Source organism: Streptomyces olivaceus (assembly GCF_000721235.1).
In the GTDB taxonomy this organism is placed as follows: domain Bacteria; phylum Actinomycetota; class Actinomycetes; order Streptomycetales; family Streptomycetaceae; genus Streptomyces; species Streptomyces olivaceus.
Window position 1 is genome coordinate 120,477 of the sequence record NZ_JOFH01000003.1, and the last position, 26,145, is coordinate 146,621.

Annotated in this window: 24 protein-coding genes; 20 read left to right on the top strand and 4 right to left on the bottom strand. The window is 74.5% G+C overall.

The annotated features are described in order from the left end of the window. The 15 genes from IG94_RS0105065 (at position 1) to catB (ending at position 13,924) form a co-directional block, all read left to right on the top strand. On the top strand, positions 1 to 279 hold the full coding sequence (locus IG94_RS0105065; protein ID WP_031031647.1) for a gas vesicle protein GvpG: 279 nt from the start codon (positions 1 to 3) through the stop codon (positions 277 to 279). Continuing rightward, positions 276 to 839, top strand: a complete 564-nt coding sequence (locus IG94_RS0105070; RefSeq protein ID WP_031031652.1) for a hypothetical protein — start codon at positions 276 to 278, stop codon at positions 837 to 839. Before IG94_RS0105065 ends, IG94_RS0105070 begins: the two co-directional genes overlap by 4 nt. Further along, positions 836 to 1,792: an SRPBCC family protein gene (locus IG94_RS0105075; protein ID WP_031031656.1), complete on the top strand. Its 957-nt coding sequence runs from the start codon at positions 836 to 838 to the stop codon at positions 1,790 to 1,792. Before IG94_RS0105070 ends, IG94_RS0105075 begins: the two co-directional genes overlap by 4 nt. A gap of 18 nt (positions 1,793 to 1,810) precedes the next feature. Beyond that, on the top strand, positions 1,811 to 2,155 hold the full coding sequence (locus IG94_RS0105080) for a gas vesicle protein (protein WP_031031660.1): 345 nt from the start codon (positions 1,811 to 1,813) through the stop codon (positions 2,153 to 2,155). Further along, the gene (locus tag IG94_RS0105085; protein ID WP_043482953.1) at positions 2,152 to 2,985 is read left to right on the top strand and encodes a GvpL/GvpF family gas vesicle protein; all 834 of its coding nucleotides are present in this window, start codon (positions 2,152 to 2,154) and stop codon (positions 2,983 to 2,985) included. Before IG94_RS0105080 ends, IG94_RS0105085 begins: the two co-directional genes overlap by 4 nt. Continuing rightward, on the top strand, positions 2,982 to 3,230 hold the full coding sequence (locus tag IG94_RS0105090; protein ID WP_224222266.1) for a gas vesicle protein: 249 nt from the start codon (positions 2,982 to 2,984) through the stop codon (positions 3,228 to 3,230). The genes IG94_RS0105085 and IG94_RS0105090 overlap by 4 nt, the downstream gene beginning before the upstream one ends. Next, positions 3,227 to 3,520: a gas vesicle protein K gene (locus IG94_RS0105095; RefSeq protein ID WP_031031671.1), complete on the top strand. Its 294-nt coding sequence runs from the start codon at positions 3,227 to 3,229 to the stop codon at positions 3,518 to 3,520. The genes IG94_RS0105090 and IG94_RS0105095 overlap by 4 nt, the downstream gene beginning before the upstream one ends. A 169-nt stretch (positions 3,521 to 3,689) precedes the next feature. Beyond that, complete coding sequence (locus IG94_RS0105100; RefSeq protein ID WP_031031673.1) at positions 3,690 to 4,784, top strand: substrate-binding domain-containing protein; 1,095 nt, start codon at positions 3,690 to 3,692, stop codon at positions 4,782 to 4,784. Positions 4,785 to 4,910: 126 nt separating this feature from the next. After that, the gene (locus IG94_RS0105110) at positions 4,911 to 6,242 is read left to right on the top strand and encodes an ABC transporter substrate-binding protein (RefSeq protein ID WP_031031676.1); all 1,332 of its coding nucleotides are present in this window, start codon (positions 4,911 to 4,913) and stop codon (positions 6,240 to 6,242) included. Positions 6,243 to 6,268: 26 nt separating this feature from the next. Continuing rightward, on the top strand, positions 6,269 to 7,261 hold the full coding sequence (locus IG94_RS0105115) for a carbohydrate ABC transporter permease (RefSeq protein WP_031031678.1): 993 nt from the start codon (positions 6,269 to 6,271) through the stop codon (positions 7,259 to 7,261). After that, the gene (locus IG94_RS0105120) at positions 7,258 to 8,121 is read left to right on the top strand and encodes a carbohydrate ABC transporter permease (protein ID WP_031031681.1); all 864 of its coding nucleotides are present in this window, start codon (positions 7,258 to 7,260) and stop codon (positions 8,119 to 8,121) included. Before IG94_RS0105115 ends, IG94_RS0105120 begins: the two co-directional genes overlap by 4 nt. Further along, positions 8,118 to 9,149, top strand: coding sequence for a hydroxyacid dehydrogenase (locus IG94_RS0105125; RefSeq protein WP_031031684.1), 1,032 nt, complete (start codon positions 8,118 to 8,120; stop codon positions 9,147 to 9,149). The genes IG94_RS0105120 and IG94_RS0105125 overlap by 4 nt, the downstream gene beginning before the upstream one ends. Further along, a complete protein-coding gene (locus tag IG94_RS0105130; protein WP_031031686.1) occupies positions 9,146 to 11,041 on the top strand; it encodes a DUF2264 domain-containing protein in 1,896 nt (631 codons plus the stop codon). Before IG94_RS0105125 ends, IG94_RS0105130 begins: the two co-directional genes overlap by 4 nt. A gap of 208 nt (positions 11,042 to 11,249) precedes the next feature. After that, complete coding sequence (locus IG94_RS0105135; protein ID WP_031031688.1) at positions 11,250 to 11,504, top strand: hypothetical protein; 255 nt, start codon at positions 11,250 to 11,252, stop codon at positions 11,502 to 11,504. Positions 11,505 to 11,644: 140 nt separating this feature from the next. After that, complete coding sequence (gene catB, locus IG94_RS0105140) at positions 11,645 to 13,924, top strand: catalase CatB (RefSeq protein WP_031031691.1); 2,280 nt, start codon at positions 11,645 to 11,647, stop codon at positions 13,922 to 13,924. Positions 13,925 to 14,091: 167 nt separating this feature from the next. On the opposite strand, the gene IG94_RS0105145 is transcribed toward catB, so the two are convergent. Then, positions 14,092 to 14,973, bottom strand: a complete 882-nt coding sequence (locus IG94_RS0105145) for a diacylglycerol kinase family protein (RefSeq protein ID WP_031031694.1) — start codon at positions 14,971 to 14,973, stop codon at positions 14,092 to 14,094. 71 nt (positions 14,974 to 15,044) lie between these two features. Beyond that, positions 15,045 to 16,640, bottom strand: coding sequence for an FAD-binding oxidoreductase (locus tag IG94_RS0105150; protein ID WP_031031696.1), 1,596 nt, complete (start codon positions 16,638 to 16,640; stop codon positions 15,045 to 15,047). A 72-nt stretch (positions 16,641 to 16,712) separates the two neighbouring features. Between IG94_RS0105150 and IG94_RS0105155 the strand changes: the two genes are divergently transcribed. Together IG94_RS0105155 and IG94_RS0105160 are read left to right on the top strand one after the other, a co-directional pair. Further along, positions 16,713 to 17,330: a TetR/AcrR family transcriptional regulator gene (locus tag IG94_RS0105155; protein WP_031031699.1), complete on the top strand. Its 618-nt coding sequence runs from the start codon at positions 16,713 to 16,715 to the stop codon at positions 17,328 to 17,330. Continuing rightward, positions 17,327 to 18,907: a glycerol-3-phosphate dehydrogenase/oxidase gene (locus IG94_RS0105160; RefSeq protein ID WP_031031703.1), complete on the top strand. Its 1,581-nt coding sequence runs from the start codon at positions 17,327 to 17,329 to the stop codon at positions 18,905 to 18,907. Before IG94_RS0105155 ends, IG94_RS0105160 begins: the two co-directional genes overlap by 4 nt. A 52-nt stretch (positions 18,908 to 18,959) precedes the next feature. Here IG94_RS0105160 and IG94_RS0105165 read toward each other — a convergent pair whose 3' ends face one another. Beyond that, complete coding sequence (locus tag IG94_RS0105165) at positions 18,960 to 19,238, bottom strand: hypothetical protein (protein ID WP_031031707.1); 279 nt, start codon at positions 19,236 to 19,238, stop codon at positions 18,960 to 18,962. A gap of 213 nt (positions 19,239 to 19,451) precedes the next feature. On the opposite strand from IG94_RS0105165, the gene IG94_RS0105170 reads away from it, so the two are divergent. Next, complete coding sequence (locus IG94_RS0105170) at positions 19,452 to 19,817, top strand: STAS domain-containing protein (RefSeq protein WP_031031709.1); 366 nt, start codon at positions 19,452 to 19,454, stop codon at positions 19,815 to 19,817. A 4-nt stretch (positions 19,818 to 19,821) separates the two neighbouring features. On the opposite strand, the gene IG94_RS0105175 is transcribed toward IG94_RS0105170, so the two are convergent. After that, entirely contained in the window at positions 19,822 to 20,250 is a 429-nt protein-coding gene (locus IG94_RS0105175) for an ATP-binding protein (protein ID WP_031031710.1), read from the bottom strand. Between the two features lie 471 nt (positions 20,251 to 20,721). On the opposite strand from IG94_RS0105175, the gene IG94_RS0105180 reads away from it, so the two are divergent. Then, a complete protein-coding gene (locus IG94_RS0105180) occupies positions 20,722 to 23,259 on the top strand; it encodes a SpoIIE family protein phosphatase (RefSeq protein ID WP_031031713.1) in 2,538 nt (845 codons plus the stop codon). Positions 23,260 to 23,347: 88 nt separating this feature from the next. Beyond that, on the top strand, positions 23,348 to 26,095 hold the full coding sequence (locus IG94_RS0105185) for a SpoIIE family protein phosphatase (protein ID WP_211269652.1): 2,748 nt from the start codon (positions 23,348 to 23,350) through the stop codon (positions 26,093 to 26,095). The last annotated feature ends 50 nt before the right edge of the window (positions 26,096 to 26,145 follow it).

The window sequence follows — 26,145 nt, forward strand, 5'->3', positions numbered from 1 at the left end:
ATGGGCATCGTGAGCGGACTCCTGCTGCTGCCCCTCGCGCCGGTGCGCGGCACGGCCTGGATCGCCGACCATCTGCTCCAGGAGGCCAGAAGACAGGCGCACGACCCGCGCGCCGTCCGGGCCCGGCTCGCCGCGCTGAACCGTGCCCTGGACGAGGGTGCCATCGACGAGGCGTCCTTCGAACGTGAGGAGGAGCGCCTGCTCACCCTCCTCGAACGCCCGGCCGGGCCGACCGGCCGCGCGGCGACCACGCAGCGAACACGGAGAACACACGCATGAACGACAGCAGATCGGCCATGGCCGCGGCCGTGGCGGGTGGCTACCTCCTGGGCCGTACGAAGAAGGCCAGGCTGGCCTTCGCGGTCGGCTCCTACCTCGTGGGCAGGCGCATGGGCGTCTCGCCCGGCCAGGTGCTGTCCCAGCGCCTCAGCGGCCTCCAGCAGGTCCCGCAGTTGCGGGAGTTGACCGAGCAGATGCGCGGCGAACTGCTCACCGCGGGGCGCGCGGCGGTCACCGCGGCGGCCAACCGCCGCCTCACCTCACTCGCGGACGGCCTCCGGGACCGTACCGACGCGCTGGACGGCGGGGGCGGGCGCGACGACGGGTACGGCGAGCCTCCGGACGAGGACGCCTACTTCGACGAGGAGGACCGGGACGAGGACCGCAGCCCCGCTCCGCCGCCGACCCGCACAACCCCGCAGACGGCCCGGAAGGCTCCACCGCGCGAGGCGACGCCGCCGGTCAGGAAGGCCGCGAAGAAGACCGTGAAGAAGGCGGTTCCGGCGAAGAAGACCGCGAAGCGGGCCGCGAGCCCGGGCAGGCCGGGGGGCCTCCGATGAGCCCCGGCGGGCAGGGCGGCGGCCCCTCTCCCCTCGCCGACCTCAAGGAAGCGCTCGGCGGTTACCTCTCGGCCTCGGGGCACAGCCTCGTCGGCAAAGCGGGGGAACGGATCGGCGGGCTGACCGAGCGCCTCACCTCCTCCGCCGACGGCGGTGGTTCCGGCGGTGGTTCCGGCGGTGGTTCCGGCGGTGGTTCCGGCGGTGGTTCCGGCGGTGGTTCCGGCGGTGGGGGCGGGAACGGCTCCGGGGGCCGGGGTGGTTCCGGGAGCAGTGGTAGCAGTGGTGGCAGCGTCAAGGCCACGCACATCATGGAGACCGTCGACATCGGCGTCCCCCTGCGCACCGTCTATGACCAGTGGACGCAGATCCAGGACTTCAGCGACTTCACCAAGGGCGTCCGCAGCGTCAACACCGCCGACGAAGTGACGTCGGACTGGAACGTCAAGGTCGGTCCGTCGAGCCGCAGTTGGAAGGCGACCGTCCAGGAGCAGGTGCCCGACGAACGGATCGCCTGGACCTCGGAGGGCGCCAAGGGCAGTACCCGTGGCGTGGTCACCTTCCACGAACTGACGCCCCGCCTGACCCGGGTGGTCGTGGTCGTGGAGTACTACCCGGCGGGCTTCTTCGAGAAGACCGGCAACCTCTGGCGGGCCCAGGGCCGCCGACTGCGGCTTGACCTCAAGCACTTCGCCCGGCACGTGACGCTCGTGGGCGAGGACGACGAGATCGAGGGGTGGCGCGGCGAGATCCGCGACGGCGAGGTCGTCAGGAGCCACGAGGAGGCCCTGGAGGACGAACACGGCGAGGACGAGGAGGAGTACGAGGATGAGGACGAGGAGGACGAGGACGACGGGGAGTACGACGAGGACCCGGAGCAGGAGGACGGGTACGACGACGAGGACGACGACGAGCCGGAGGGCGAGGACGACGAACGCCCCCGCCGGCGTCGCTGATCCCGTGGAGAGCAAGCCGTGACCGACCTCGACCACCGCCCGGCGAACCTGGAGGCGGAGCCGTACGGGCCCCCCTCCGGGAGCCTCGCCGACCTGCTCGAACGGGTCCTCGACAAGGGCATCGTCATCGCCGGCGACATCAAGATCGACCTGCTCGACATCGAGTTGCTCACCATCCGGCTGCGGCTGTTCATCGCCTCCGTGGACACCGCGAAGAAGGCCGGCATCGACTGGTGGGAGACCGACCCCGCGCTGTCGTCGCGGGCGGCTCGGGACGCGCTCGCCGAGGAGAACGAACGGCTGCGGGCCCGTCTCGACGCCCTGGAGGAAGCCACCGCCGAGTCCTCGGGAGCAGCGCGGTGAACGGGCCCTCGGCAACGGCTCCCGGGGTGGTCTGCGTGTTCGCCGTCACCGGGGCCCCGCCGGACCCCGGCGCGCTCGCGTCGGCGGCCGGTCACGAGGAGGGCGGCCCGCTGCGCGTGCTGCCCGCGGGCGGCCTGTGCCTGGTCGTCCAGGACGTTCCGGCCGCGTCGTTCGGCGAGGAGGCACTCGCGGAGCGGCTCAACCGACCCGAAGACCTCGAACGCCTGGCCCGTGCCCACCACCGGGGGGTGGCGGCCGCGGCAGGGCGGGGCCCGGTGGTGCCGCTGCCGATGGCGACCCTGTACCACGGTGACGCGTCCGCCGTGCGGGCCGTCGCTTCCCGGCGGCCGGTACTGGAGTCGCTGCTCGACCGGTTGCGGGACCGTACGGAATGGGCGGTGAAGGTGCACGCCGCCGAGCGGGCCGCGGACGCCTCGGCACAGGCCGAGGCGTCGGCCACCGGTGGCCGCGGCTACCTCAGCCGGGCCAGTGCGCGCCGCCGCGACCAGCGGCACGCGCACGGCAGGGCCCTGGGCGAGGCGGAGGCGGTTGACACGGAGCTGCGGCGGTTCGCCGTCGCCGCGACGCGGCACCGCCCGCAGAGCGACCGGCTGACGGGCCGCCGCACCCCGCAACTGCTCAACGGCGCCTACCTGGTGAACGACGCGGACCGCACCGCCTTCACCCGCGCCCTGGACCGGATCACCGCCGACGGCCGGTACCCGGGGGTGCGGGTGGAGGCGTCCGGTCCCTGGATCCCGTACTCCTTCGCCCGCTGGGACGAGGAACCGGAACCGGCCGCCGCTCACCGCCGGGAGGCCCCCGCATGACGCTCCCGGACACCCGTACGCCGGGCCCGGCACCCGTGCCGTGGGGCGGCCCGGAGCAGTACGCGCCGGTCGGGGTGCCCCTCGTCGACCTCCTCGACCGGGTACTGGCGACCGGAGTCGTGGTCAGCGGCGACCTGGTCCTGGCCATCGCGGACGTGCCGCTGGTGCGGATCTCCCTGCACGCCCTGCTGTCGTCGGTGAACGAGCGGGTGCCCGCCCCCTGGCCGGACAGCGGGCCGCTGTGAACGCGCCCCGGGCGCACGCCCTCGACCTGGATCCGGAGCGGGTCACCAACGACCTGGCCGCGCTGGTCCTCACCGTGGTCGAGCTGCTGCGCCAGCTCATGGAGCGCCAGGCCGTGCGCCGCTTCGACGAGGGCACCCTGAGCACCGCGCAGGAGGACCGGCTCGGCACGGCGCTCATGCTGCTCGACGAGCGGATGGACGACCTGTGCGCGCAGCACGGCCTGAGCCGCTCCGACCTGAACCTCGACCTGGGCCCCCTGGGCTCCCTCCTCGCAGATCCCGAACCGTAGCGAGCCACCCGGCGCGCCGTCCCCGCAGGCCGTCCGCGGGGACGGTGCGTCTGGCGGTGCGACTGCCGGCGCGTCCGCCCGTTCCGCGACCGAGAGCCCCGTCGTTCATGAGCGATCGCTATGATGGCGCTGAATCGCTCAAACGAACATTCACGGGTGGGGAGACCTGATGCGGGAGCCGGTCGATCTCAGGCGCCAGCGGATCCTGGCGGCGGTGCAGTCGCGCGGCAGCGCGCGGGTGCGCGACCTCGCCGAGGAGTTGCAGGTCTCGGTGGTGACCGTGCGCCGGGACGTGGAGGAGCTGACGCGCGAGGGCAGGCTGCGGCGCGGGCACGGGGTCGTGCGCTCCACGGTGCCGGTCCAGGAGGCGCCCGCCGAGGCTGCCGCCGCCCCGGACGACGACCGGGTGGCCGTGGTGGTGCCCGTACGGCACTCGTATCTGAACGAGGCCCTGCACGGCGCCCGCACCGTCCTCGAGGGGGCCGGGCTGCGCATCGCCCTGCACCTCGCGCCGCAGGCGGCCGGCACGGAACGCCCGCTGGTGGAGCGGGCGTTGGCGGACGGAGCACACGGGCTGCTGATCGCGCCGCGCTGGCGGGGCCGGGCCGAGGAGGAGGCCGACCACGAGTGGCTGGCCGCGACCGGGGTGCCGACGGTGCTGATGGAGCGCCGCCCGTGGCGCGGGAGCGCGCTGCACGCCCTGGACTCGGTCTGCTCGGACCACTGGTACGGCGCGCACCTGGCGGTGGAACACCTGGTGGGCCTCGGGCACCGGCGCATGGTCTTCGCCACCCGGCACGACAGCCCCACCGCGCGCTCGCTGCGGGCCGCGTTCGCGGAGATCGCCGGTGCGCATCCGCTGGTGGAGCAGTGGGCGTGGGCGCTCGTGGCGCCGGAGGCCGGGTCCGACGGGCCGTACACGGCGGACGAGACGGCCGAACTGCCCGCACTGATGCGCAAGGTGGGGGCCACGGCGGTGGTGCTGCACGGCGACGTGGACGCGCTGATGATCGTGCAGCGGCTGGCGGAGGAGTCGGTGCGGGTGCCGCAGGACTGCTCGGTCGTGGCCTACGACGACGTGGTGGCCGGTCTCGGCTCGCCGCCGCTGACGGCCGTCGCCCCGCCGAAGGCCGAGGTCGGGCGCACGGCGGCGGAACTGCTGCTGCGGCGGTTGGCCGAGGCGCCGGGCGCCCGTCCGGGCCGGCGGATCGAACTGCTGCCGCGGCTGATGGTGCGGGGGTCGACCGACCGCCTGGCCGAGTGATCGTTTGAGCGTTTAATTTTCTTCTGATCGATCTATTGACCGTTTGCGGCGGGCGGTTCAGGATTCCCGTGTCCCGAACAGCCGGGCCCGCGCAGCCGCGGGTCCGCAGGAGCCGCGGGAGGCGCCATGCCCGGACGACACAGCCGTCGTTCCGTGCTCGCCGCGATGGCCGCCGTACCTCTGACAGGAGCCGTGAGCGCCTGCAGCGGAGGAGACGGCGCATCGTCGGCCCGCACCGGAACCACGACGCGCGTCACCTTCTGGTCCGCCCTGCGCGGCAGCCAGGAAGTGGTGGACGAGTTCAACCGCACGCACCGCAGCATCCAGGTGGAGTTCCAGCAGATCCCCTCGGGCGGGCAGGGCGGATACGCGAAGCTCAGCAACGCCGCCCGGGCCGGCAACGCGCCCGACGTCGCCACCCTCGAATACCCGCAGGTACCGGGGTACGCCATCGACGGCGTGGCCCGCGACCTCACCGGCCTGATGAGTGACGGGCTGCGCCGCAAGCTGCTGCCGCAGGCGCTCGGCCTGACCACTTTCGAGCGCCGGGTGTTCGCCGTGCCGCTGGACGTCGAGCCGATGGTGATGCACTACCGCGCCGACCTGTTCGACCACTACGGCCTGCGGACCGCCGGCACCTGGGACGAGTTCGCCGAGCAGGCCGCGCGCGTGCACCGCGAGGCCCCCGGGCGCCGGCTGGTGCTCTTCCCCTCCGACGGGATGACGCAGTTCGCTTGTTACGCCTGGCAGGCGGGCGCCCAGTGGTTCGACACCTCGAAGGGCGCCTGGAACGTCTCCCTCGCCGACGCGCCGTCCCGGCGGGTCGCGGAGTACTGGCAGCGGCTCATCGACCGCGACGACGTCTTCATGAACGCCGTGGAGAGCAGGCAGTCCGACGCGCAGATCGCGGACGGACTGGTCCTCACCCGGCTCAGCGGCGCCTGGGACGCGGGCGCGCAGATGAAGGCGCGGCCAGGGCAGAAGGGCCAGTGGCGGATCGCGCCGCTGCCGCAGTGGGACACCGGCAGCCCCTCCGTCGGCACGCACGGCGGCTCGACCTTCGCGGTCACCGAGGACAGCCGGCACCCCGAGGCCGCCATGGAGTTCATCGAGTGGCAGGTCACCCACCCCGACGCCCTGCGGGCCCGGCTCTCCAGCGGTGCCAGCAGCCAGTACCCGGCCGCGCCCGGCCTGGTCTCCGCGGGCAGCGAGGCCTTCGACCGGTCGTACTACGGCGGCCAGGACATCTACGCCCTCTTCGACCAGGAGGCGCAGAAGATCGGCGAGCAGTGGCTGTGGGGGCCGCGGATGAGCGCGACCCAGAAGGTCATGCAGGACTCCTTCGCCCGCGTCGGCGGCGGCCAGGGGAGCCTCGTCGAGTCCCTGCGGGCCGCCCAGGAGGGCACCATGCCCGACCTCCGGGCCCTCGGCCTGTCCACCACCCAGCACAGCACCTGAGCCGACGAAAGGCAGGTGAGGCCCCCATGAACACGACCACGACCACCCACTCCCGGGTGCCGGCCGGCGCGCCGCACGCCGCACCACCGGCTCCCTCCACCTCGGGCCTGCGCGCCCGCAGAGCGGCCGGACGCCGCCGGCTGACCGCCGCCGGCGTCCTGATGACGCCGTTCTTCGCGCTGCTGGTCACCGTCTTCCTGATCCCCGTCGGCACCGCCGTCTATCTCAGCTTCTTCAGCGACGACCAGCCCGGTCTCGGCTTCGGCCCGGAGCGCCAGGTCTTCGTCGGGCTGCGCTCCTACGCGGCCGTGCTCACCGACCCCACCTTCCTCGGCGGGCTCGGCACCGTCGCCCTGTACTGCCTGATCTACCTCCCGCTGATGGTCCTCGGCGCGCTCGTGCTCGCCCTGCTCCTCGACTCCGGCGTGGTGCGGCTGCGGGGGCTCGCGCAGCTCGGCCTGTTCCTGCCGCACGCGGTGCCCGGCATCATCGCCGCGCTGATCTGGCTGTACCTCTACACGCCCGGCATCAGTCCGGTGATCGAGCTGTTCGCGAAGGGCGACATCACGATCGACTTCCTGGGCGTGCACACGGTCGTCCCGTCCATCGTGAACATCGCCCTGTGGAGCAATCTCGGCTACAACATGGTGGTCTTCTACGCCGCCCTCCAGGCCGTGCCGCGCGAGGTGATCGAGGCGTCCGTCGTCGACGGCGCGGGGCCGGTGCGCACGGCGCTCCAGGTCAAGACGCCACTGGTGCGGGCCTCCATCGTGATGGTCTCGATCTTCACCCTGATCTGGGCGCTCCAGCTGTTCACCGAGCCGATGCTGCTCAGCCAGTCCTCGCCGATGATCAGCTCGCGCTTCTCGCCCAGCATGTACATCTACGACGCGGCCTTCACCCGCAACAACTACGGTCTCGCCGCGGCCGCCTCGGTGGTCCTGCTGGTGTGCACCATCGCCCTGTCCTACGGCGTCACCCGCTTCACCAGCCGCGCCGACTCCGAGGAGGTCCGATGAGCGCCGCCGACAGCAACCGGCTCCGCCCGGGGGTGCTGGGCCGCACGACCGTCAACGTGGTCGTCGCCGTCTCCGTGCTCTACACGCTGCTGCCGGTGCTGTGGCTGGTGCTGGCCTCGACCAAGAACCGCGACGCGCTGTTCAGCAGCGACCTGCTGTCGCTGAGCGACTTCTCCTTCCTGCAGAACATCGGGGACCTGTTCGCCATGGACGGCGGGCTCTACGGCCGCTGGTACGTCAACAGCCTGCTCTACGCGGTGCTCGGCGCCGCCGTGGGCGCCCTGGTGAGCGTGGCCTGCGGCTACGCCTTCGACAAGTACCGCTTCCGGCACAAGGAGAAGCTGTTCGGCCTGGTCCTCGCGGCGGTGATGGTGCCGCAGACGGTGCTCGCGCTGCCGCTGTACCTGATGGCGTCCGAGGCCGGCCTGGTCAACACCTTCTGGGCGGTCTTCATCCCCGTCCTGTTCAATCCGTTCGGCGTCTACCTCGGCCGGATCTTCGCGCGGGGCTACGTGCCCGACGAGGTCCTGGAGGCCGCGCGCGTGGACGGGGCCGGGGAGCTGACGATGTACACCCGGGTGGCGCTCAGGATGCTGGGGCCGGGACTGGTCACCGTCTTCCTCTTCCAGCTGACCGCGATCTGGAACAACTTCTTCCTGCCCATGGTGATGCTGTCCGACCAGGACCTGTATCCCGTCAGCCTCGGCCTCTACCAGTGGAACAGTTCGGCGTCCGTGTCGCCCGAGTACTACCCCGCGGTGATCATGGGTTCGCTGCTCGCCGTACTGCCGCTCATCCTCGCCTTCGTGCTGCTCCAGCGTTTCTGGCGCAGCGGCCTGACCGCCGGAGCCGTCAAGTGACCGTGCACGCCCCCGGAACCGGCCGCCGGCCCCGTGCCGCGGTGGCCATGTCCCCGGACGCCGCCTCGGCCGTCCTCGACCCCGAGTCCCTCGCCGCCTTCCGCCGGGTCTGCGACCTCGCGCCGCTCCCGGTGCTCGACGACCTGTCCGGCCCGCGGGCCGCCTCCGTGCTGGGCGACGTGGAGCTGCTGATCACCGGGTGGGGGTGTCCGCCGCTGGACGCGGACGTGCTGCGGGCGGCGCCGCGGCTGCGGGCCGTGGTGCACACGGCGGGCAGTGTCCGGGGGCATGTCACCGACGCCTGCTGGGAGCGGGGCGTGGAGGTGTCGTCGGCCGCGGCGGCCAACGCGCTGCCGGTGGCCGAGTACACCCTGGCCATGATCCTGCTGAGCGGCAAGCGGGTCCTGGAGCGGGCCCGCGACTACCGGGCCGCCCGGGTGCGCGGCAACTGGCTGCGCACCTCGCGCGGCGTCGGCAACTACCGGCGCACGGTCGGCATCCTGTCGGCCTCGCTGATCGGCCGCCGGGTCGTGGAGCTGCTGCGGCCGCACGACGTGGAGGTCCTGCTGCACGACCCGTACGTGAGTGACGCGGAGGCCGCCGAGCTGGGCGTCGAGAACGTGGCGCTGCCGGAGCTGTTCGCGCGCTGCGACACCGTCAGCGTGCACACCCCTCTGCTGCCCGCGACCCGGCACCTGGTCGGCCGGGCGCTGATCGAGGCGATGCGTCCGGACGCGGTGCTGATCAACACCTCGCGCGGGGCGGTCGTCGACCAGGACGCGCTGACCGACGCCGTGCTGGCCGGCCGCATCCGGGCCGTGCTGGACGTCACCGACCCCGAGGCGCTGGCGCCGGACCACCCGCTGTGGGACTGCGAGCACGCGCTCATCACCCCGCACCTCGCCGGGTCCGAGGGCAACGAGTGGCGCCGGCTCGCCGACCTCGCGCTCGCCGAGACGACCCGCTGGGCCTCCGGTTCCGGCTTCCTCCATCCCGTACGACGCGAAAGGCTGGCGTTCCTGGCATGAGCATCCCGTTCGAACTGCCCACCGAGGACCGTGCGTCGAGCCCGTACACCGGTTACACCCGCGCCCACTGGGAGGCCGTCGCGGACGGGCTGCTGTGGGCCGCGTGGCGCTGGAGCACCCCGGGCCGCGCCCTCCTCGACCTGCCGGGACGGCCCTCGCGCTCGGGCGTGCGCTCCGACGGCCTCGAAGGCTTCGCGCGGACGTTCCTCGCGGCGGGCTTCCGCGTCGCCGGTGCGGACGGCGCGGACCCGCACGGCTGGCTGGACCGCTACGCCGAGGGCCTCGCCTCGGGCACCCGCACGCCGGGCCGCGACGACACCGAGTCCTGGCCGCTGATCCTCGACCACGACGTGCAGGGCCAGCCGATGGTCGAGTCGGCGTCGGTCGCGCTGGGCCTGCGGCTGACCGCGCCGTGGCTGTGGAAGAACCTCGGCCCCGGGGTGCAGGACCGGGTGGAGGAGTGGCTGCGCGGTGCGCTGCGGCACGTGCCGGCGCCGAACAACTGGTACCTGTTCCCGTACACGGTGGCCGGGTTCCTGGAGTCGGTCGGCCGCGGCGACGCGGAGACGGCCGCGGCCCGGGTACGCGCGCTGGAGCTGCTGGAGGGCTGGTACCGGGGCGGGGGCTGGTACGCCGACGGCGACGGACGCGCCTTCGACCACTACAACGGCTGGGCGCTGCACCTGTACCCGGTGCTCGACGCCCGTCTCGGCGGCGACGCCGACGCCTTGGCCCGGTACGGGGACCGGCTCCGCGCCCATCTCGACGGCTTCGCCCTGATGTTCGGCTCCGACGGCGCGCCGCTGCACTTCGGCCGCTCCCTCACCTACCGCTTCGCCGCGTCGGCGGCCGTGGGCCTGGGCGCGGCGACCGGGCACACGCCGCTGACGCCCGGGGCCTCGCGGCGGCTGGTGAGCGGCAGCCTGCGGTACTTCGTGGACCGCGGGGCGCTGGCGGACGAGGGGCTGCTGAGCCTGGGCTGGTACGGGCCGCACGCGGCGACCCTGCAGCGGTACTCGGGACCGGCGTCGCCGTACTGGGCGTCGAAGGCGTTCGTGTCGCTCCTCGCTCCGCCGGACCACCCGCTGTGGACGGCGCCGGAGGAGCCCGCACCGGTGGAGGAGGCGGACCGGGTCCTGGCGCTGACCGCGCCGGGGCTGCTGGTGCAGGCGACCCGCGCCGACGGGATCGTACGGCTGCACAACCACGGCAGCGACCACGTCCGGCCGCACGAGGGCGAGTCGGCGGACGAAGACGACCCGCACTACGGCCGGCAGGCCTACTCGACCCGGACGGGTCCGACGTCGGCGGAGAACGTGGCGGACAACCACCTGTCGGTCGAGGTGAGCGGCCGGCCCAGTGTGCGGCGCCGCGTCCACCCGCTGGACGCCGGGCAGGGCGAGGGCTGGGGCTGGGCGGCGTCCTGGCACCGGCCCGTCTTCGCCACCGGGGCGCCGATGGTGCCGGGGCTGAGGGTGGAGAGCGTGACGGTGGCCCGTGGTCCGTACGAGCTGCGGGTGCACCGGGTGGTCGGGGCACCGGCCGGGGCCCGGGTCACGCTCACCGGGTGGGCCACGGGCCCCGAGGAGCCCCTGACCTCCGCGCTGCACGGCCTGCACGGCTGGGAGCCCGAACCGGAGACCGTGCGCGCGCCGCAGGGCACCGCGTACGTGTCGTGGGCGGAGCTGCCCCGGCTGTCCGGACCGGCGGGCGGCACCTCGCTGCACGTCGCCCTGGCCGTGCTGACCGGTGAGCCGGGCGGCGTCCGGGAGGCCGAAGCCGTCACGGAGGTGGTGCCCGGTGCGGAGGGCGTCGACGTGGTCTGGGCGGACGACGGGGCCCGCACCCGGGTGCTGTTCGACCCGGTACGGGTGACGCACACGGCGGCGTAGGACGCCCACGCGGGAGAGCCCGCGTGGGCGTGGGCCGAGGGCCCCGGTCGGTAAGCCGGCCGGGGCCCTCCCCCGTGCGCGCTCCTCCATGCGCCTTCTCCATGCGGGCTCCTCCATGCGGGGCTCCTCCGTGCGCGCTCCTCCGGTGGCGGGCCCCGGCCCGGGCGGTGACGCTGGTACGGACACCGGTGAGAAGGAGTATCCCGTCATGCGCGAGTCGTCCTGGGACGCGGGCGCGGCCCTGGCCGTGTCGGTCCTGTGCGCCGCCGCGGCGCCGGCCGCCGCGGCGCATGTCCCGTACTCCCCGCGCGCTCCGCTCGCTCCCCACGCTCCGCGCGACGTCACGGCCGACGCGTGCCTGCGCGGCGGCGGGCCGGTCGTGTTCTCGGCCGACGTGGCGGACCCGGACTCCTTCACACAGGTGTGCCGGGGCGGTGTCCACGACGGGCAGACCGTCACCTGAGCCCGGGCCGGCCGATCCGTCCCCCGCTCCCATGCCTTGACTTCCGCACGCCGGGTACGCGGTCTCGGCCCACCACCGCAGTCGGTACACCGAAACGACCGGGCGTGTGCAAACGGACCGCCCAGAACGGAGAATGGCCGATGAGTGAGGCCAACCCCCTCAAGCGAGCGGCTCACAAGGTCGCCGAGAGCCTGCAGGGCGAGGGCGGCGGACCGCCGGACGGGATCCCCGGCAGGCCCTCCCCCGAGTCGCCTCCCGTCGCCGAACCCACCGAGCCCCGCGAGCCGCTGCCGCCGAAGCCGGACCAGAGCGGCCCGGACACCGTGTCGCCGACCGGCCAGCCCACGGGCGCCGACCAGGCGCGGGTGGCGCAGTCCGGCGCCTACCTGACGGATGCTCAGGGCACCCGGCTGTACGACACCGACCACTCGCTGAAGGCCGGGCCGCGCGGCCCGGTACTGCTGCAGGACCACCATCTGCGCGAGAAGGTCATGCACTTCGACCACGAGCGCATCCCGGAGCGCGTGGTGCACGCCCGGGGCGCGGGCGCGCACGGCGTGTTCCAGAGCTACGGCACGGCGGCGTCGGTGACCAAGGCGGGGTTCCTGGCCGCGGACGTGGAGACGCCGGTGTTCACGCGGTTCTCCACGGTGGTGGGCTCGCGGGGCTCCTCGGACACCGTGCGGGACACCCGCGGCTTCGCCACGAAGTTCTACACCAGCGAGGGCGTCTTCGACCTGGTCGGCAACAACATCCCGGTCTTCTTCATCCAGGACGCCATCAAGTTCCCGGACGTGGTGCACGCCGCGAAGCCGCACCCGGACCGGGAGATCCCGCAGGCCCAGAGCGCGCACGACACCTTCTGGGACTTCGTGTCGCTGCACACCGAGGCGACGCACCACACCATCTTCTTCATGGGCGACCGCGGCATCCCGCGCTCGTACCGGATGATGGAGGGCTTCGGCGTCCACACCTTCCGGCTGGTGAACGCCGAGGGCGCGACGACGCTGGTGAAGTTCCACTGGAAGCCCAAGCTGGGCGTGCACTCCCTGGTCTGGGACGAGGCACAGCTCACCAACGGCGTCGACCCGGACTTCCACCGCCGGGACCTGGCCGACGCCATCGAGGCGGGCGCGTACCCGCAGTGGGAGCTGGGCATCCAGACCTTCCCCGACAACCCGGAGCAGACTTTCGAGGGCATCGACCTGCTGGACCCGACCAACCTCGTGCCCGAGGAGCTGGCGCCGGTGCAGCCGGTCGGCCTGCTGACCCTCGACCGCAACCCGTCCAACTACTTCGCCGAGACCGAGCAGATCGCCTTCCACGTCGGCCACCTCGTGCCCGGCATCGACGTCACCGACGACCCGCTGCTGGCGGGGCGGCTGTTCTCGTACCTGGACACGCAGCTGACGCGGCTCGGCGGTCCCAACTTCCCGCAGCTGCCGATCAACCGGCCGCAGGCGCCGGTCAACGACATGCTGCGCGACGGCATGCACCAGACGGCCGTGCACCGGGGTGTGGCGCCGTACCGGCCCAACTCGCTGGACGGCGGCTGCCCGTTCACGGCGGGCGCGGACATGAGCGCGTTCGTCGAGGCGCCGGTACGGGTGCCCGAGGGACGCAAGGTCCGTGAGGCACCGGAGTCGTTCGCGGACCACTTCAGCCAGCCGCGCCGGTTCTGGCTGAGCATGAGCCCGGTGGAGCGCGAACACATCATCGGCGCCTACACGTTCGAGCTGGCCAAGTGCTACGAGCAGGCGATCAGGGAGCGCACGCTCCAGGTGCTGGCCAACATCGACCCCGAGCTGTGCGCGGGCGTCGCCGAGGGCCTCGGCCTGCCCGCCCCGGCACCGACCGTGCCGCTGGCCGACGTCGAGCCCAGCCCGGCGCTGTCCCAGGTGGGCGGTACCTGGCCGCTGGACGGCAGGGTCGTCGGCATCGTGACCGGCGGGGCGGATCTGGAGGGCGTGGGGGCGGTGCGGGAGGCCGTGCTGAACGCCGGCATGGTGCCGCTGGTCGTGGCGCCCACCGGCGGCACCCTCGGCTCGGGCGACGCCGCGCTGACCGTCCAGCGCAGCTATGTCACCGCGCGCTCCGTGGAGTTCGACGCCGTGCTGCTGGCGGGCGCCCCCGACATGGGCGGGGACGCCTACACGCCGCGGGACTACAAGGCAGGACCGGCGCCCGCGGGGCAGGCGACGATCGACCCGCGGGTGAGTCTGCTGGTGTCGGAGGCGTTCCGGCACGGCAAGGCGATCGGCGTCTGGGCGGGAGGGGAGACCGCGCTGGAGGCGTCCGGCGTGCCCGCCGGCTCCGCGGGCGTGGTCGTCGCCGAGTCGGGCACCGCGGCGCTCGAACAGGTCACGCAGCTGATGGGCTCGCACCGGGTGTGGGAACGCTTCACCACGCCCCGGGGCTGACCCGTACGGCACCCCCTACGGCCCGTGGGCCGGCCGCCGGACCGGCGGCCGGCCCACGCGCGTGTGCATCCGGAGGTGTCGGCCGGGGTGCCCGTCGGGTGTGTCCGGAGGTGTCGGCCGGGGGGCGGTTGCCGGGTGTGCCGGTCCGGGGTGCCGCTGCGGGGTGTTCAGCACAGGACGCGCAGCGCGCCGGGCAGTACCTTCGCGGTCACGGGGACGGCGGCCTCGACCTCTCCGTCGGCGCCGAAGGGTATCGCCCGGTCCGACTCGATGCGGACCTCCCGTCCGCGCAGGACGTGGACCTGCGGCCGGTCGACGTGGGCGCCGGTGGGGAGTTCGTTCATCAGCGCGAAGAACAGCCGTCGCGGCGCCCGGTGGACCATCACCACGTCCAGCAGGCCGTCGTCCACGCGGGCGGAGGGGGCGATGAGGCGGTTGAAGCCGTAGTAGCCGGAGTTGGCGGCCACCGCCGTGTAGCCGGTGAAGGCGTGCTCCGTGCCGTCGACCGTGACGCGGTAGCGCGTCGTGCGCCAGCCCGCGACGGCCCGCACGGCCCCCGCGTAGTAGGAGGCGGAACCCCGCAGCAGGCGCGTGGTGTTGGCATGCCGGTTGGCGAGCGCGTCGACACCGGCGTAGACGCTGCCGAGCACGACGGTGCGGTCGTGGACGGCCGAGGTGACCTCGATCGTGTCGACGGGCCGGGCCTCGCCGTCCAGCAGCACGCGGGCCAGCGCCGCCGGTTCGGTGGGCAGCTTCAGGGCGCGGGCGAAGTCGTTGCCGCGCCCGGCCGGGACCAGTCCGAGGACGGCCCCGGTGCCGCTGAGGGCGCCGCCGATGCCGCCCGCCATGCCGTCGCCGCCGACGGCGAGCACCACCCGGCCCCGCTCCCCCGCCCGCCGGGCCAGTTCGCGGGCGTGCGCGAGGCTGTGGCTGTACTCGGTCTCCAGCCCGGCTCCCGCCTCCCGCAGCAGCCGGGCCACCCCGAGCAGTGCGGCGGCCGAGGTGGCGCCGCCCGCGGTGGGGTTGACGACTGCGGTGAACTGTCGCATCGGTGTGCCTCCGGGCTGGCGGGTGGTACCGGACTGTTGTCTCACGGGGTGGCTGCGCACGGGTCGGCGGGTCAGTCGGCCGGCAGCAGGACGCCGGGGCTGAGCAGTCCGGCGGGGTCCAGGCTCCGCTTGACGGCGCGCAGCGCCTGGACTCCGAGGGGGCCGGCCTCCCGGACGTACCAGTCGCGGTGGTCGGTGCCGACGCCGTGGTGGTGGGTGATGGTGCCGCCCGCGGCGAGGATCGCCTCGCTCGCGGCGTGCTTGGCGCGGGCCCAGTGCGTCACGGCGTCGTCGCCCTGGGCGGAGACGACGGTGAAGTAGAGGGAGGCGCCGTTCTCGTAGACGTGCGAGATGTGGCACATGACCAGCGGCGGAGTGCCTGCCTCGGTGAGGGTGGCGGTGAGCGCGTCCCGGACGGCCGAGTAGAGGGCGGGGAGGCGGGACCAGTACGTCGCGGTCTCCAGGGTCTCGGCGAGCGCGCCCGCGTCGAGCAGGGAGTCGCGCAGGTACGGCGCCGAGTACCGGCCGTGGGCCCAGCGCTCCCCCGGCTCCTCGCCGGCGAAGGTGCCGCCGAGCGCGCCCAGCACCGCGGCGGCGCCCTCGCGGCGGTGCGCGGTGTCCTCCTCGGTGCCCTCGAAGCCGACGACGGCCAGGCAGCCGGCGTCCTGCCGGTCCAGGGAGGCGCCGACGGCGTCGGGCTGGGCGAGCCCGATGAGGGTCTCGGTCTCGTCGGAGAGCCGCAGCACCGTGGGGAGCGGTCCGTCCTGGGCGAGCCGGCGCAGGGCGGCGGCTCCCTCGTCGAAGGAGGCGAAGCGCCAGCCCTCGTAGCGCCGGACCCGGGGCACGGGCCGCACGCGGACGGTGACCGACGTGATGACGCCGAAGGCGCCCTCCGAGCCGAGGACGAGCTGGCGCAGGTCGGGACCGGCCGCCGAGCGCGGGGCGCTGCCGGTGACGAGGGTGCCGCCGGGGGTAGCGAGGGTCAGGCCGAGGACCATCTCGTCGAAGCGGCCGTGCCCGGCGGAGGCCTGGCCGCTGGAGCGGGTCGCGGCGAAGCCGCCGATGGTGGCCCACTCGTAGGACTGGGGGAAGTGGCCGAGGGTGTAGCCGCGCTCGGCGAGCAGGGCCTCGGCCTCGGGGGCGCGCAGGCCGGGCTGCAGGCGGGCGGTGCGGGAGATCTCGTCGAGTTCGAGCAGGCGGTTCATGCGCCGCAGGTCGAGGGCGACGAAGGCACCGCGCAGCTGCGGGGCGAGGCCCCCGACCACGGAGGTGCCGCCGCCGAAGGGGACGACGGACAGCCCGTGCTCGGCGCAGGCGTCCAGCACGGCCAGGACCTCGTCGTGGCCGTCCGGCAGGACGACCGCGGCCGGGGCGTCGGCGGTGTCGCCGGTCCGCATCCGCAGCAGGTCGGGGGTGGACTTGCCGCGGGTGTGCCGGATGCGGGTCCCGGCGTCCGTGCGCACGTGCTCCGGCCGGTCGCCGACCGCCGACTCCAGGGCCCGGCGGGCCGCTTCGCCCAGCGGGGACTCGGGGACGTCGATCTCCTCCAACGGCAGGGCCCGGTCGCGGGGCTCGACGCCGAGCATCTCGCGAAGCAGTCCGGTCACCGTGTCGGGCAGCGGCGTCGCCCGGGCCGGGTCGCCCCAGCCGTTCCACAGCATGTCCATGGCCTGTCGTCCTCACGGTCGTTTTCGAGGCGTGCCGTCCGCACCGCCCCACGGGGCGTTACACTGTTACACATGACGCCCAACCGTCACAACCACTCGAGCCGGCCGGCCTCCTCGGACAACGACACGGTGCTCGACGCCGTGCGCGACTGCGTGCTGGCCGTCGGAGTCCGCCGTACGACGATGACCGACGTCGCCCGCCGCGCGGGTGTCTCCCGGATGACGCTGTACCGACGCTGGCCGGACGTGCGGTCCCTGGTCGGCGACCTGATGACCAGGGAGTGGATCGCGGTGGCGACCGGCGCCGTGCCGGAGGCCCGGCCGGGTGCCGGCACGCGCCCGCGCATCGTCGACGGCATGGTCGCCGGGGTCGAGGCGTTCCGCGCCCACCCGCTCTTCCGCAAGATCGTCGATGTCGACCCCGAGCTGCTCCTGCCCTATGTCCTCGACCGGCGCGGCGCGAGCCAGGAGGCGCTGCTCGACCTGCTGGCCGACGCGCTGCGCGAGGGCCACGCCGACGGGTCGGTGCGCCGGGCCCACCCGCAGCGGCAGGCACGGTCCCTGCTGCTGGTCGTCCAGTCCCACGCCCTGTCGCTGCGGACCATGACCGACGAGGACGACGCCGAGCTGACCTCCGCCGCCCTCCTCGCGGAGCTGCGCACCATCCTGGAGAGGATCCTCGCCCCATGAGCACCGCCCCCAGCCCCGCCGGGGCGTCCCTGTCCGCCGAGCGGCGCGCCCGCGAACTGACCGGCACCGTCGGCGGACCCGAGGTGGACGTCCTGGTCGTCGGTCTCGGCGCGACCGGCGCAGGCGCCGCCCTGGACGCCGCGGCGCGCGGCCTGAGTGTCGTCGCCGTGGACGCCCACGACCTGGCCTTCGGCACCTCCCGCTGGAGTTCCAAGCTCGTCCACGGCGGCCTGCGCTACCTCGCCTCCGCCCAGCTCGACGTGGCCCACGAGAGCGCCGTGGAGCGCGGGGTGCTGATGGAGCGGACGGCGCCGCACCTGGTCAGCGCCCAGCCCTTCGTACTGCCCCTGACGCCCCTGGTCTCCCGGAGCCAGGCGGCGCTGGCCTGGGCCGGTTTCCGGGCCGGCGACGCCCTGCGGCTCGCGGCGCGCACCGCCCGGGCCACGCTGCCCGCTCCGCGCCGGCTGTCCGCCGTCGAGACCCGCCACCTCGCCCCCGCGCTGCGCTCCGAGCGGCTGCGCGGCGGACTGCTCTCCTGGGACGGCCGGCTCACCGACGACGCCCGGCTGGTGACCGCGCTGGCGCGGACGGCCGCCGCCCGCGGGGCCCGCATCCTGACGCGGGTCAGGGCGCTGGAGCTGACGGCGTCCGGCGCCCGGGTCCGCGACGAGACCACCGGCGAGGAGGGCGTGATCCGGGCCCGCGCGGTGGTCAACGCCTCCGGCGTGTGGGCCGGCGACCTCGTGGACGGCATCCGCATCCGCCCCTCCCGCGGCACCCACCTCGTCCTGCGCTCCGAGGACCTGGGCCCGCTCCCGGCGGGCCTGCACGTGCCGATCCCCGGCGAGACCAACCGTTTCGTCCTGGTCCTGCCCCAGGGCGACGGCCGCGTGTACGTGGGTCTGACGGACGAACCGGTCGAGGGAGAGGTCCCGGACGTCCCCCGGGCGCCGGAGACCGACATCGGCTTCCTGCTCGACGTGCTCGGCTCGGTACTGGACGTGCCCGTGCGCCGCGAGGACGTGGTGGGCGCCTTCGCGGGCCTGCGCCCGCTGCTCGACACCGCCTCGCCGAACCGCCCCGGTGCCGGTCCCCGCACAGCGGACGTCTCACGGCGGCACGCCGTGCTCACCTCGTCCGAGGGGGTGATCACCGTGGTCGGCGGCAAGCTCACCACGTACCGTCGCATGGCGGAGGACGCGGTGGACGCCGCCGTGGCCGCCCGGCGCCTGTCCGCGGGACCCTCCCCCACGGCCGCCCTGCCCCTGGTCGGCGCCGCCGCACCGGCCGCCCTGGCCCGGGTGCGCGCCCCCGGCCGGCTGGTGCGGCGCTACGGGACCGAGGCGCCCGAGGTCCGGGCGCTCGCCGCAGAGGACCCCCGGCTGGCCGAGCGGGTGCTGCCGGACCACCCCGTCACCGGGGCCGAACTGCTGTGGGCGCTGCGCCACGAGGGCGCACTCGACGCGTCGGACCTCCTCGACCGGCGCACCCGCATCGGCCTGGTGCCCGAGGACCGGGCCGCGGCCGTGGAGGCGGTGCGCGACCTCGTCGGCGAGGCCGCGGCACCGCTGAGCTGAGCTGAGAGACGGGTTCCGCGCGGCGGGGAGCGGTGCGGCGGGCCGGGGCGGTTCAGGCGTCCCGGCCGCCGTCCCGCACCGCCTTGCGGACGCTTGCCTCGATCTTGTGGCGGGACTGGCCTCCCTCCTTGACGTAGTCCGTCATCGCGGTCCGCGCGTCCCGGTCCAGGTCGCGCCAGGCCCGTACGGCGGTCTCGTAGGTGTGCGACTGCCGCGGGGTCCACCGGTGCTGCGTGGGCGGCCCGTACGAGTCGCGCAGCTCCTCGACCCGGTGCTGTGCCAGGTCTGCCGCGCGGCGTTTGTGCACGAGCTCCTCGAATGTGTGTGCCACCACACCTCGACGGTAGTCAGCGGAGCGCCGTCGCGCGCGTCGAGCCCGATCCGAGCACCCGGCCGGCCGGGCCCGGTCTGCGCGAGCGGTCTGCGCGAGCGGTCTGCGCGAGCGGTCCGCGCGGGCTGCGCACAAGTGGTCCGCGGCGGGCGGGTGGAGCCTTAACATCAAGCCACCACCGAGGCCCGGGCATGTGCGAGAAGTGAGGACAGCGTGGCGGAGATCGAGGGAGCGGCGGTTCCGGAGCGGCTGCTGATCACCCGTACCACCACGGGTGACGGCGTCTGCGTCGTCGTCCTCGCCGGAGAGGTCGATCTCGACGGCAGCCGCCACCTCCGTGACGTCCTGCTGTCCTCGGTGCGGTCGGCACCGGGCACGGTGGTGGACTTCCGCGAGGTCGGCTTCCTGGACTCCAGCGGCATCAACGTGCTCATCACCGCGCACCGGGAGGCCGAGGCGCGCGACGTGTGGTTCCGGCTGGCCGCACCGCGGGACGCCGTCGAGCGGGTGCTGCGGCTCGTGGGCGTCGACGCGCTGATCGCCTGCTACCCGAGCGTCGAACAGGCCCTGTCCGTCTGAGCAGTCACCTCAGCGGCAGGCGCGCGCATACCGTCTTCCCCTTCGCGTGCGGCCTCGTGACGACCTCGTCGCACAGGCGCGTCACGATCTCCAGACCGTGCCGGCCGACCCGCTGCGGGTCGCGGGGCAGGAAGGTGGGGAAGCCGTCCCCCGTGTCCGAAACGGCGATCTCCACCCGGTCGTCGACCAGGGTCAGCCGCAGCCTGCAGGGGCCCGGAGCGTGCCGCAGCGCGTTCGTCACCAGTTCGCTGGTGACCAGCCGGGCCGCGTCCAGGAAGGAGTCGGCCGGCTCGACGCCCGTCGCGGCGAGCCGTGCGACGAAACCGTGCACCACGTCCCGTGAGGCCGGGATCATCGCCGATCCGCCCCTGAACTCCACCGCCGTGGACACGGCGGAGGCGCCCGCGGCATCGGGTCCGTGCGCCGGAGTCATACAGAGCCTCACCGTCCGGTCGGGGCCAAGGGGTCCGGAGGTTCCGGCCCCTCACCTTACGCATCGGCGGGGTCGCTCCGATCCGTTTGCCCCAACTTCCGCCGGACGCGCCGTTTTCCGGCCGCGGGCGACGCTCGCCGGGCCGGTGAGATCCGAGCCGATTCGGACTCCGCGGCGTAGTCGCCGGAGCCGTCGACGCCGGGTTCCGTGATCCGCGCGTCGGCGCACCGAGGTCCGCGAAGCGCCGGAGGGTCTGCCGGTAGCCGAAAGCGTCGACGGTGATTCCGCAGGCCGCGGAGCAGGCCACGGAGCAGGCCACGGAGCAGACCGCGGAGCAGGTCGCGGACTCACGTCCGCCGGCTCGACGCCGCCCGCGCTCACCCGTTGGGACCGACCGCGTGCGCGCATCCGGGCGAAAGGACGCATTCTTGCTGTGTCGCACGCGCGGGCGCACGGACGAGGTGGAACCGGATGAGTGCAGGCGCCGAGGACGAGGGCCGGACGCCCGGACGGCTGACGGCCCTGCTGACCGACGCCTGCGCCCGGGCGATCGGCGCGGCGGACGGCCGGGTGGGCGGCGTGTACCTGCGGTCCCGCACGCCCGGACTGCTGCGGCTGGCCGTCCTCTCCGGACTGCCGGGACCGCTGTTCCGGCCCTGGTGGCGCCTGCACCGCGACAGCCGGTTCCCGGTCGCCGACGCCTTCCGGCGCGGGGTGCGCGTGCTGCTGCCGGACGCCGCCGAGACCATGCGCCGTTACCCGCAGTTCGCGGCGGGCCTCCCCTTCCCGTTCGGGTCCCTGTACGTGCCCGTCGCCGGGGCGGAGCACACCTACGGGGTGCTGACCGTGCTGCGCCCGGCCGCCGCGGACACGGCCGAACTGCTGGAGGGCGCCGACCGGATGGCGGGGATCGCGCAGGAGCTGGGCACCGCTCTGGACCGGCTGGAGGCCGGCCGGGAGGAGCCGGCGGTCGCCTGGGAGAGCGAGCCGCTGTGCGTCCGGCCGCCCGCCTCCGGCCGGCCCCCGCAGCGCGTCGGAAGCTTCGCGTGGGACCCGGAGACGGACTCCGTCACCCTCGACGAGCCGCTGCGCGCCCTGCTCGGTCCTGCGGTGGGCCCCGCCGTCCCGCTCCCGGCACTCACCGCCGTACTGGCCCCCGGCGACGGCCACCGGATCGCGGCGGCGCTGCGCGAGACGGCCGCGGGCCGGCCGCCCCACCTGCCGCTGCACGTGCGGTCGGCGGACGGGGCGCCGCGTCTGGTGGAGCTGTGGCAGCCGCGGGGCGCGCCGCCCGCCGGCGGCCCGGTGCGGGGCGCCGTGCGCGAGTCCACCGCCGTGGCCGACGCCGCGGCCGACCTGCTGCCCGAGGGCGTCTTCTGCCTGGACCGGCTGGGCACGCTGGTGTACGCCAATCCGCGCGCCGCCGAGCTGCTGGGCCGGCCCCGGGCGGAGCTGCTCGGCCACACCCTGTGGGAGGCCGTGCCCTGGCTCGACCAGCCCGCCTACGGGGACCACCTGCGCGGCGCCCTGCTCTCCCCCGAACCGGTCCGCTTCCATGTCCGGCGCCCGCCGGACGCCGGCCCCCGCACGGTCCCGCGGCCCTTCGAGGGCGACTGGCTGGCCACCTCCCTTTATCCCGGCCCGGACTTCCTGACGGGCACCCTCCGCCCGGCCAACCGGGTGGCCGACGCCTCCGCCGGGCTCACACCCGAACACGGGGCGCCGGAGGAGGAGTCGGGGGCGGGCGAGCCGGGGCCGCCGATCGTCTCGACCGCGCCGAGGTACCGGCCCATCGTCCTGGCCGTGGCCCTGACCGAGGCGGTCACCGCGCACCAGGTGTCGGCCGTGGTCTTCCGGGAGTTGCAGTCGGCTTTCGGAGGCCGCCGGCTCGCCCTGTACCTGCTGCAGGACCGGCACATGCACCTGGCGTGGGAGACGGGCTTCCCGCCCGGGTTCCTCGCACCCTTCAAGGACGTCCCGCTCGACGCCCGGCTGCCCGGCGTCGAGGCGCTGACCAGCGGCCGGCCGCTCTTCTTCGACTCGATGCACGACCTGGCCGCCGCCTACCCGGAGATGGCGCTCGACGCCGCGGAGGGTGCCCGCGCCTTCCTGCCGCTGATCGCCTCCGGGCGGCCGGTCGGCTCCTGCATCCTCGGCTTCGACCGCGCCCGCGGCTTCAGCGCCGAGGAGCGCTCGGTGCTCACCGCACTCGCCGGTCTGATCGCCCACGCGATGGAGAAGGCCCGCCGCTACGAGTCCGAGACCGCGCTCGCCCGGGGGCTCCAGGGCGTGCTGCTGCCCCGGCGACTGCCCGCCCACCCCCTGCTGGAGACGGCGGGGCGCTATCTGCCGGGGACGCAGGGCATGGAGGTGGGGGGCGACTGGTACGACGTGGTCGTCTCCGGGGACGGCATGGCCCTGGTCATCGGCGACGTCCAGGGGCACGGCGTGCAGGCGGCGGCGACGATGGGGCAACTGCGCAGCGCCGTACGGGCCTTCGCCCTCGGCGACCGGCCGCCCGACGAGGTCATGGGCGGCGTCAACCACCTGCTGGCCGACCTGGACCCGGGCCTGTTCGCCAGCTGCTGCTACATCCGGCTCGACCCGGCCACCGGACGGGCCCGCGCGGCCCGGGCCGGTCACCCGCCGCCGCTCCTGCGCCACCCGGACGGGCGCACCGAGACGCTGGACCTGCCCGGCGGGGTGGTGCTCGGTGTGGACCCCCGCGCGGCCTACCCGCTGACCGAGTTCCTGGTGGAGCCCGGCGCCGTCCTCGCCCTCTACACGGACGGGCTGGTGGAACGGCCGGGCACCGACATCGACGAGGGCATCACCGCCCTGCGGCGGGCGCTGGGCGGGGCCGGCTCACCCGCCCCGCGTCCCGGCAGCCGTGCACTGGCGGGGGTGGCGGACCGTCTCGTCGTGAGCGCCCGGCACACCGCGGACCGCCGCGACGACATCGCCCTGCTGCTCGCCACCCGCCGTCCGGGGCCCGGACGTTCCAGGTGAGCACGGTGTCCGGCCGGGCTCCGGCACACCGCCGCGGTACGGGGGGTGCCCCTCGCCTCCGGTGGCCCGGCAGTGTAGACATGGGCACATGGTCCGACTGATGGGTCGATCGGGAGAGCGGTCACCCCGTCGCCCCAGCGGCTCGCACGCCCGGCACCCCCGGGACGCGGACCGGCCGCGACGGGGAGCGGGGGCGGTGCGGCACGCCTCGGCCCTGCGCTGGGCGCTGTCCGGCCGCAGCGTGGCCGGCCAGGTCTTCGTCATGAACGTGGTCATCGTGCTGCTGCTGGTGGTGGCCGCGGCCGTCGCGCTGGTGCTCCAGGTACGGCACGACAGCACGGTCGAGGCCCGCAACCGGTCCGTCGCCGTGGCCGCGACGTTCGCCGACTCCCCCGGCATCGTGGAGGCGCTGCGCGGCTCCGACCCCTCGGCGGTGCTCCAGCCCCGGGCCGAGGCGGCGCGCGAGGCCACCGGCGTGGACTTCGTGGTCGTCACCGACACCCGCGGCGTCCGCTACACCCACCCCAAGCCCGACCGCATCGGCAGGCAGTTCGTCGGGAACATCGGCCCGGCGCTGGCCGGGAAGACGGTGACCGAGGAGGTCGACGGGACGATCGGCCAGCTGGTGCAGGCGATCGTCCCGGTGAAGGCGCCCGACGGCACGGTCGTCGGCCTGGTGTCGGCCGGCATCACCACCGAGAACGTGGGCGGCGCCGCGGAGCGGCAGCTGCCACTGGTGCTGATCGTGGCGGGCGTCGGCCTCGCGCTGGCGACGGCGGGGACGGCGCTCGTGGCCCGGCGGCTGCTGCGGCAGACGCACGGCCTGGGTCCGCACGAGATGACCCGGATGTACGAACACCACGACGCGGTTCTGCACAGCGTCCGCGAGGGCGTGCTCATCACGGGTCCGGACGGCCGCCTCCTCCTCGCCAACGACGAGGCGCAGCGCCTGCTCGACCTGCCCGCCGACGCCGAGGGCCGGCCCGTCACCGGGCTCGGCCTGCCGGACGACACGGCCGAGCTGCTGGCCTCCGGACGCGTGGCGACCGACGAGGTGCACCTGGTCAAGGACCGGCTGCTGGCCGTCAACCAGCGGCCGACGGACGTACGGGGCGGCCCGGCGGGCAGTGTGGCCACGCTGCGCGACTCCACGGAGCTGCGGGCCCTGTCCGGGCGGGCCGAGACCGCCCGGGAACGGCTGGACATGCTCTACTCCGCCGGTGTGGGCATCGGGACCAGCCTGGACGTGACGCGCACCGCCGAGGAGCTGGCGGAGCTGGCCGTGCCGCGGTTCGCGGACTACGTCAGCGTGGACCTGTTCGACGCCGTGCTGGCGGGCGGCCAGCCGCAGGAGGCGACGCCGCTGCGCCGCTGCGCGCTCGGCGGCATCAGCGAGGACGTGCCGCTCTATCCGGTCGGCCGGCAGATCCGCTTCGTGTCCTCCTCGCCGCAGGGCCGGGCCCTTGAGACCGCGCGTCCCCAGCTGACGCCGCGCCTCGCCGACGCGCCCGGCTGGCAGGCGCAGGACCTGGAGCGCTCCGCGCAGGTGGTGGAGTACGGCGTCCACTCGCTGGTCGCCGTGCCGCTGCGGGCCGGCGCCCTGGTGCTCGGGGTGGTCTGCTTCTGGCGTTCCCGGCAGCCGGACGCGTTCGACGAGGACGAGCTGGCCCTCGCCGAGGAGCTGGTCGCGCGGGCCGCGATCTCCATCGACAACGCCCGCCGCTACACCCGCGAGCACAGCATGGCGGTGACCCTCCAGCGCAGCCTGCTGCCCCGCCGGATGCCCGACCAGAACGCCCTGGACGTCGCCTACCGGTACCTGCCCGCGCAGGCCGGGGTCGGCGGGGACTGGTTCGACGTACTGCCGCTGTCCGGGGCGCGGGTCGCGCTCGTGGTCGGGGACGTCGTCGGGCACGGGCTGCACGCCGCGGCCACCATGGGGCGGCTGCGGACGGCGGTGCACAACTTCACCGCCCTGGACCTGCCGCCCGACGAACTGCTCGGTCTGCTCGACGAGCTGGTCGGCCGCATCGACCAGGACGAGCCGACCGACGACGGCACCGCCCCGGTGACCGGCGCGACCTGTCTGTACGCGATCTACGACCCGGCGTCCGGCACCTGTGCCGTCGCCCGCGCGGGCCATCCGCCGCCGGCACTGATCCGGCCCGACGGCGGTGTGGAGTTCCCCGAGGTGCCGGCCGGTCCGCCGCTGGGCCTGGGCGGCCTCCCGTTCGAGACGACCGAGCTGGAGCTGGCGGAGGGCAGCCGGCTGGTCCTCTACACCGACGGGCTTGTCGAGGACCGGCAGCACGACATCGACGTCGGTCTCGAACAGCTGCGCCGGGCGCTGGAGACGGCCGGCGAGACACCCGAGGAGACCTGCCGCACCGTCCTGGACGCCCGGCTGCCGGACCGGCCGGGCGACGACATCGCGCTGCTCGTCGCTCGCACCCGCATGCTCGGACCCGGCCGGGTCGCCGACTGGGAGGTGCCGAACGATCCGGCGGCGGTCGGCGAGGTGCGCTCCCAGGTCACCGAACGGCTGGCGGAGTGGGGCCTGGACGAGCTGGCGTTCACCACCGAGCTGATCCTGAGCGAGCTGGTCACCAACGCGATCCGGTACGGCGGCGAAACGGTCCACGTCCGGGTGCTCCTCGACCGCAGCCTGATCTGCGAGGTGTTCGACAGCAGCAGCACCTCCCCGCACCTGCGGTACGCGGCCATGACCGACGAGGGCGGACGCGGCCTGTTCCTCGTCGCGCAGCTCGCCGAGCGCTGGGGCACCCGCTACACGCCGGGCGGCAAGATCATCTGGGCCGAGCAGCCGATGCCCTGACGGACCCGGGCGGTGGCCCCGGTCCGTACCGATTCCGGTCCCGACGGGTG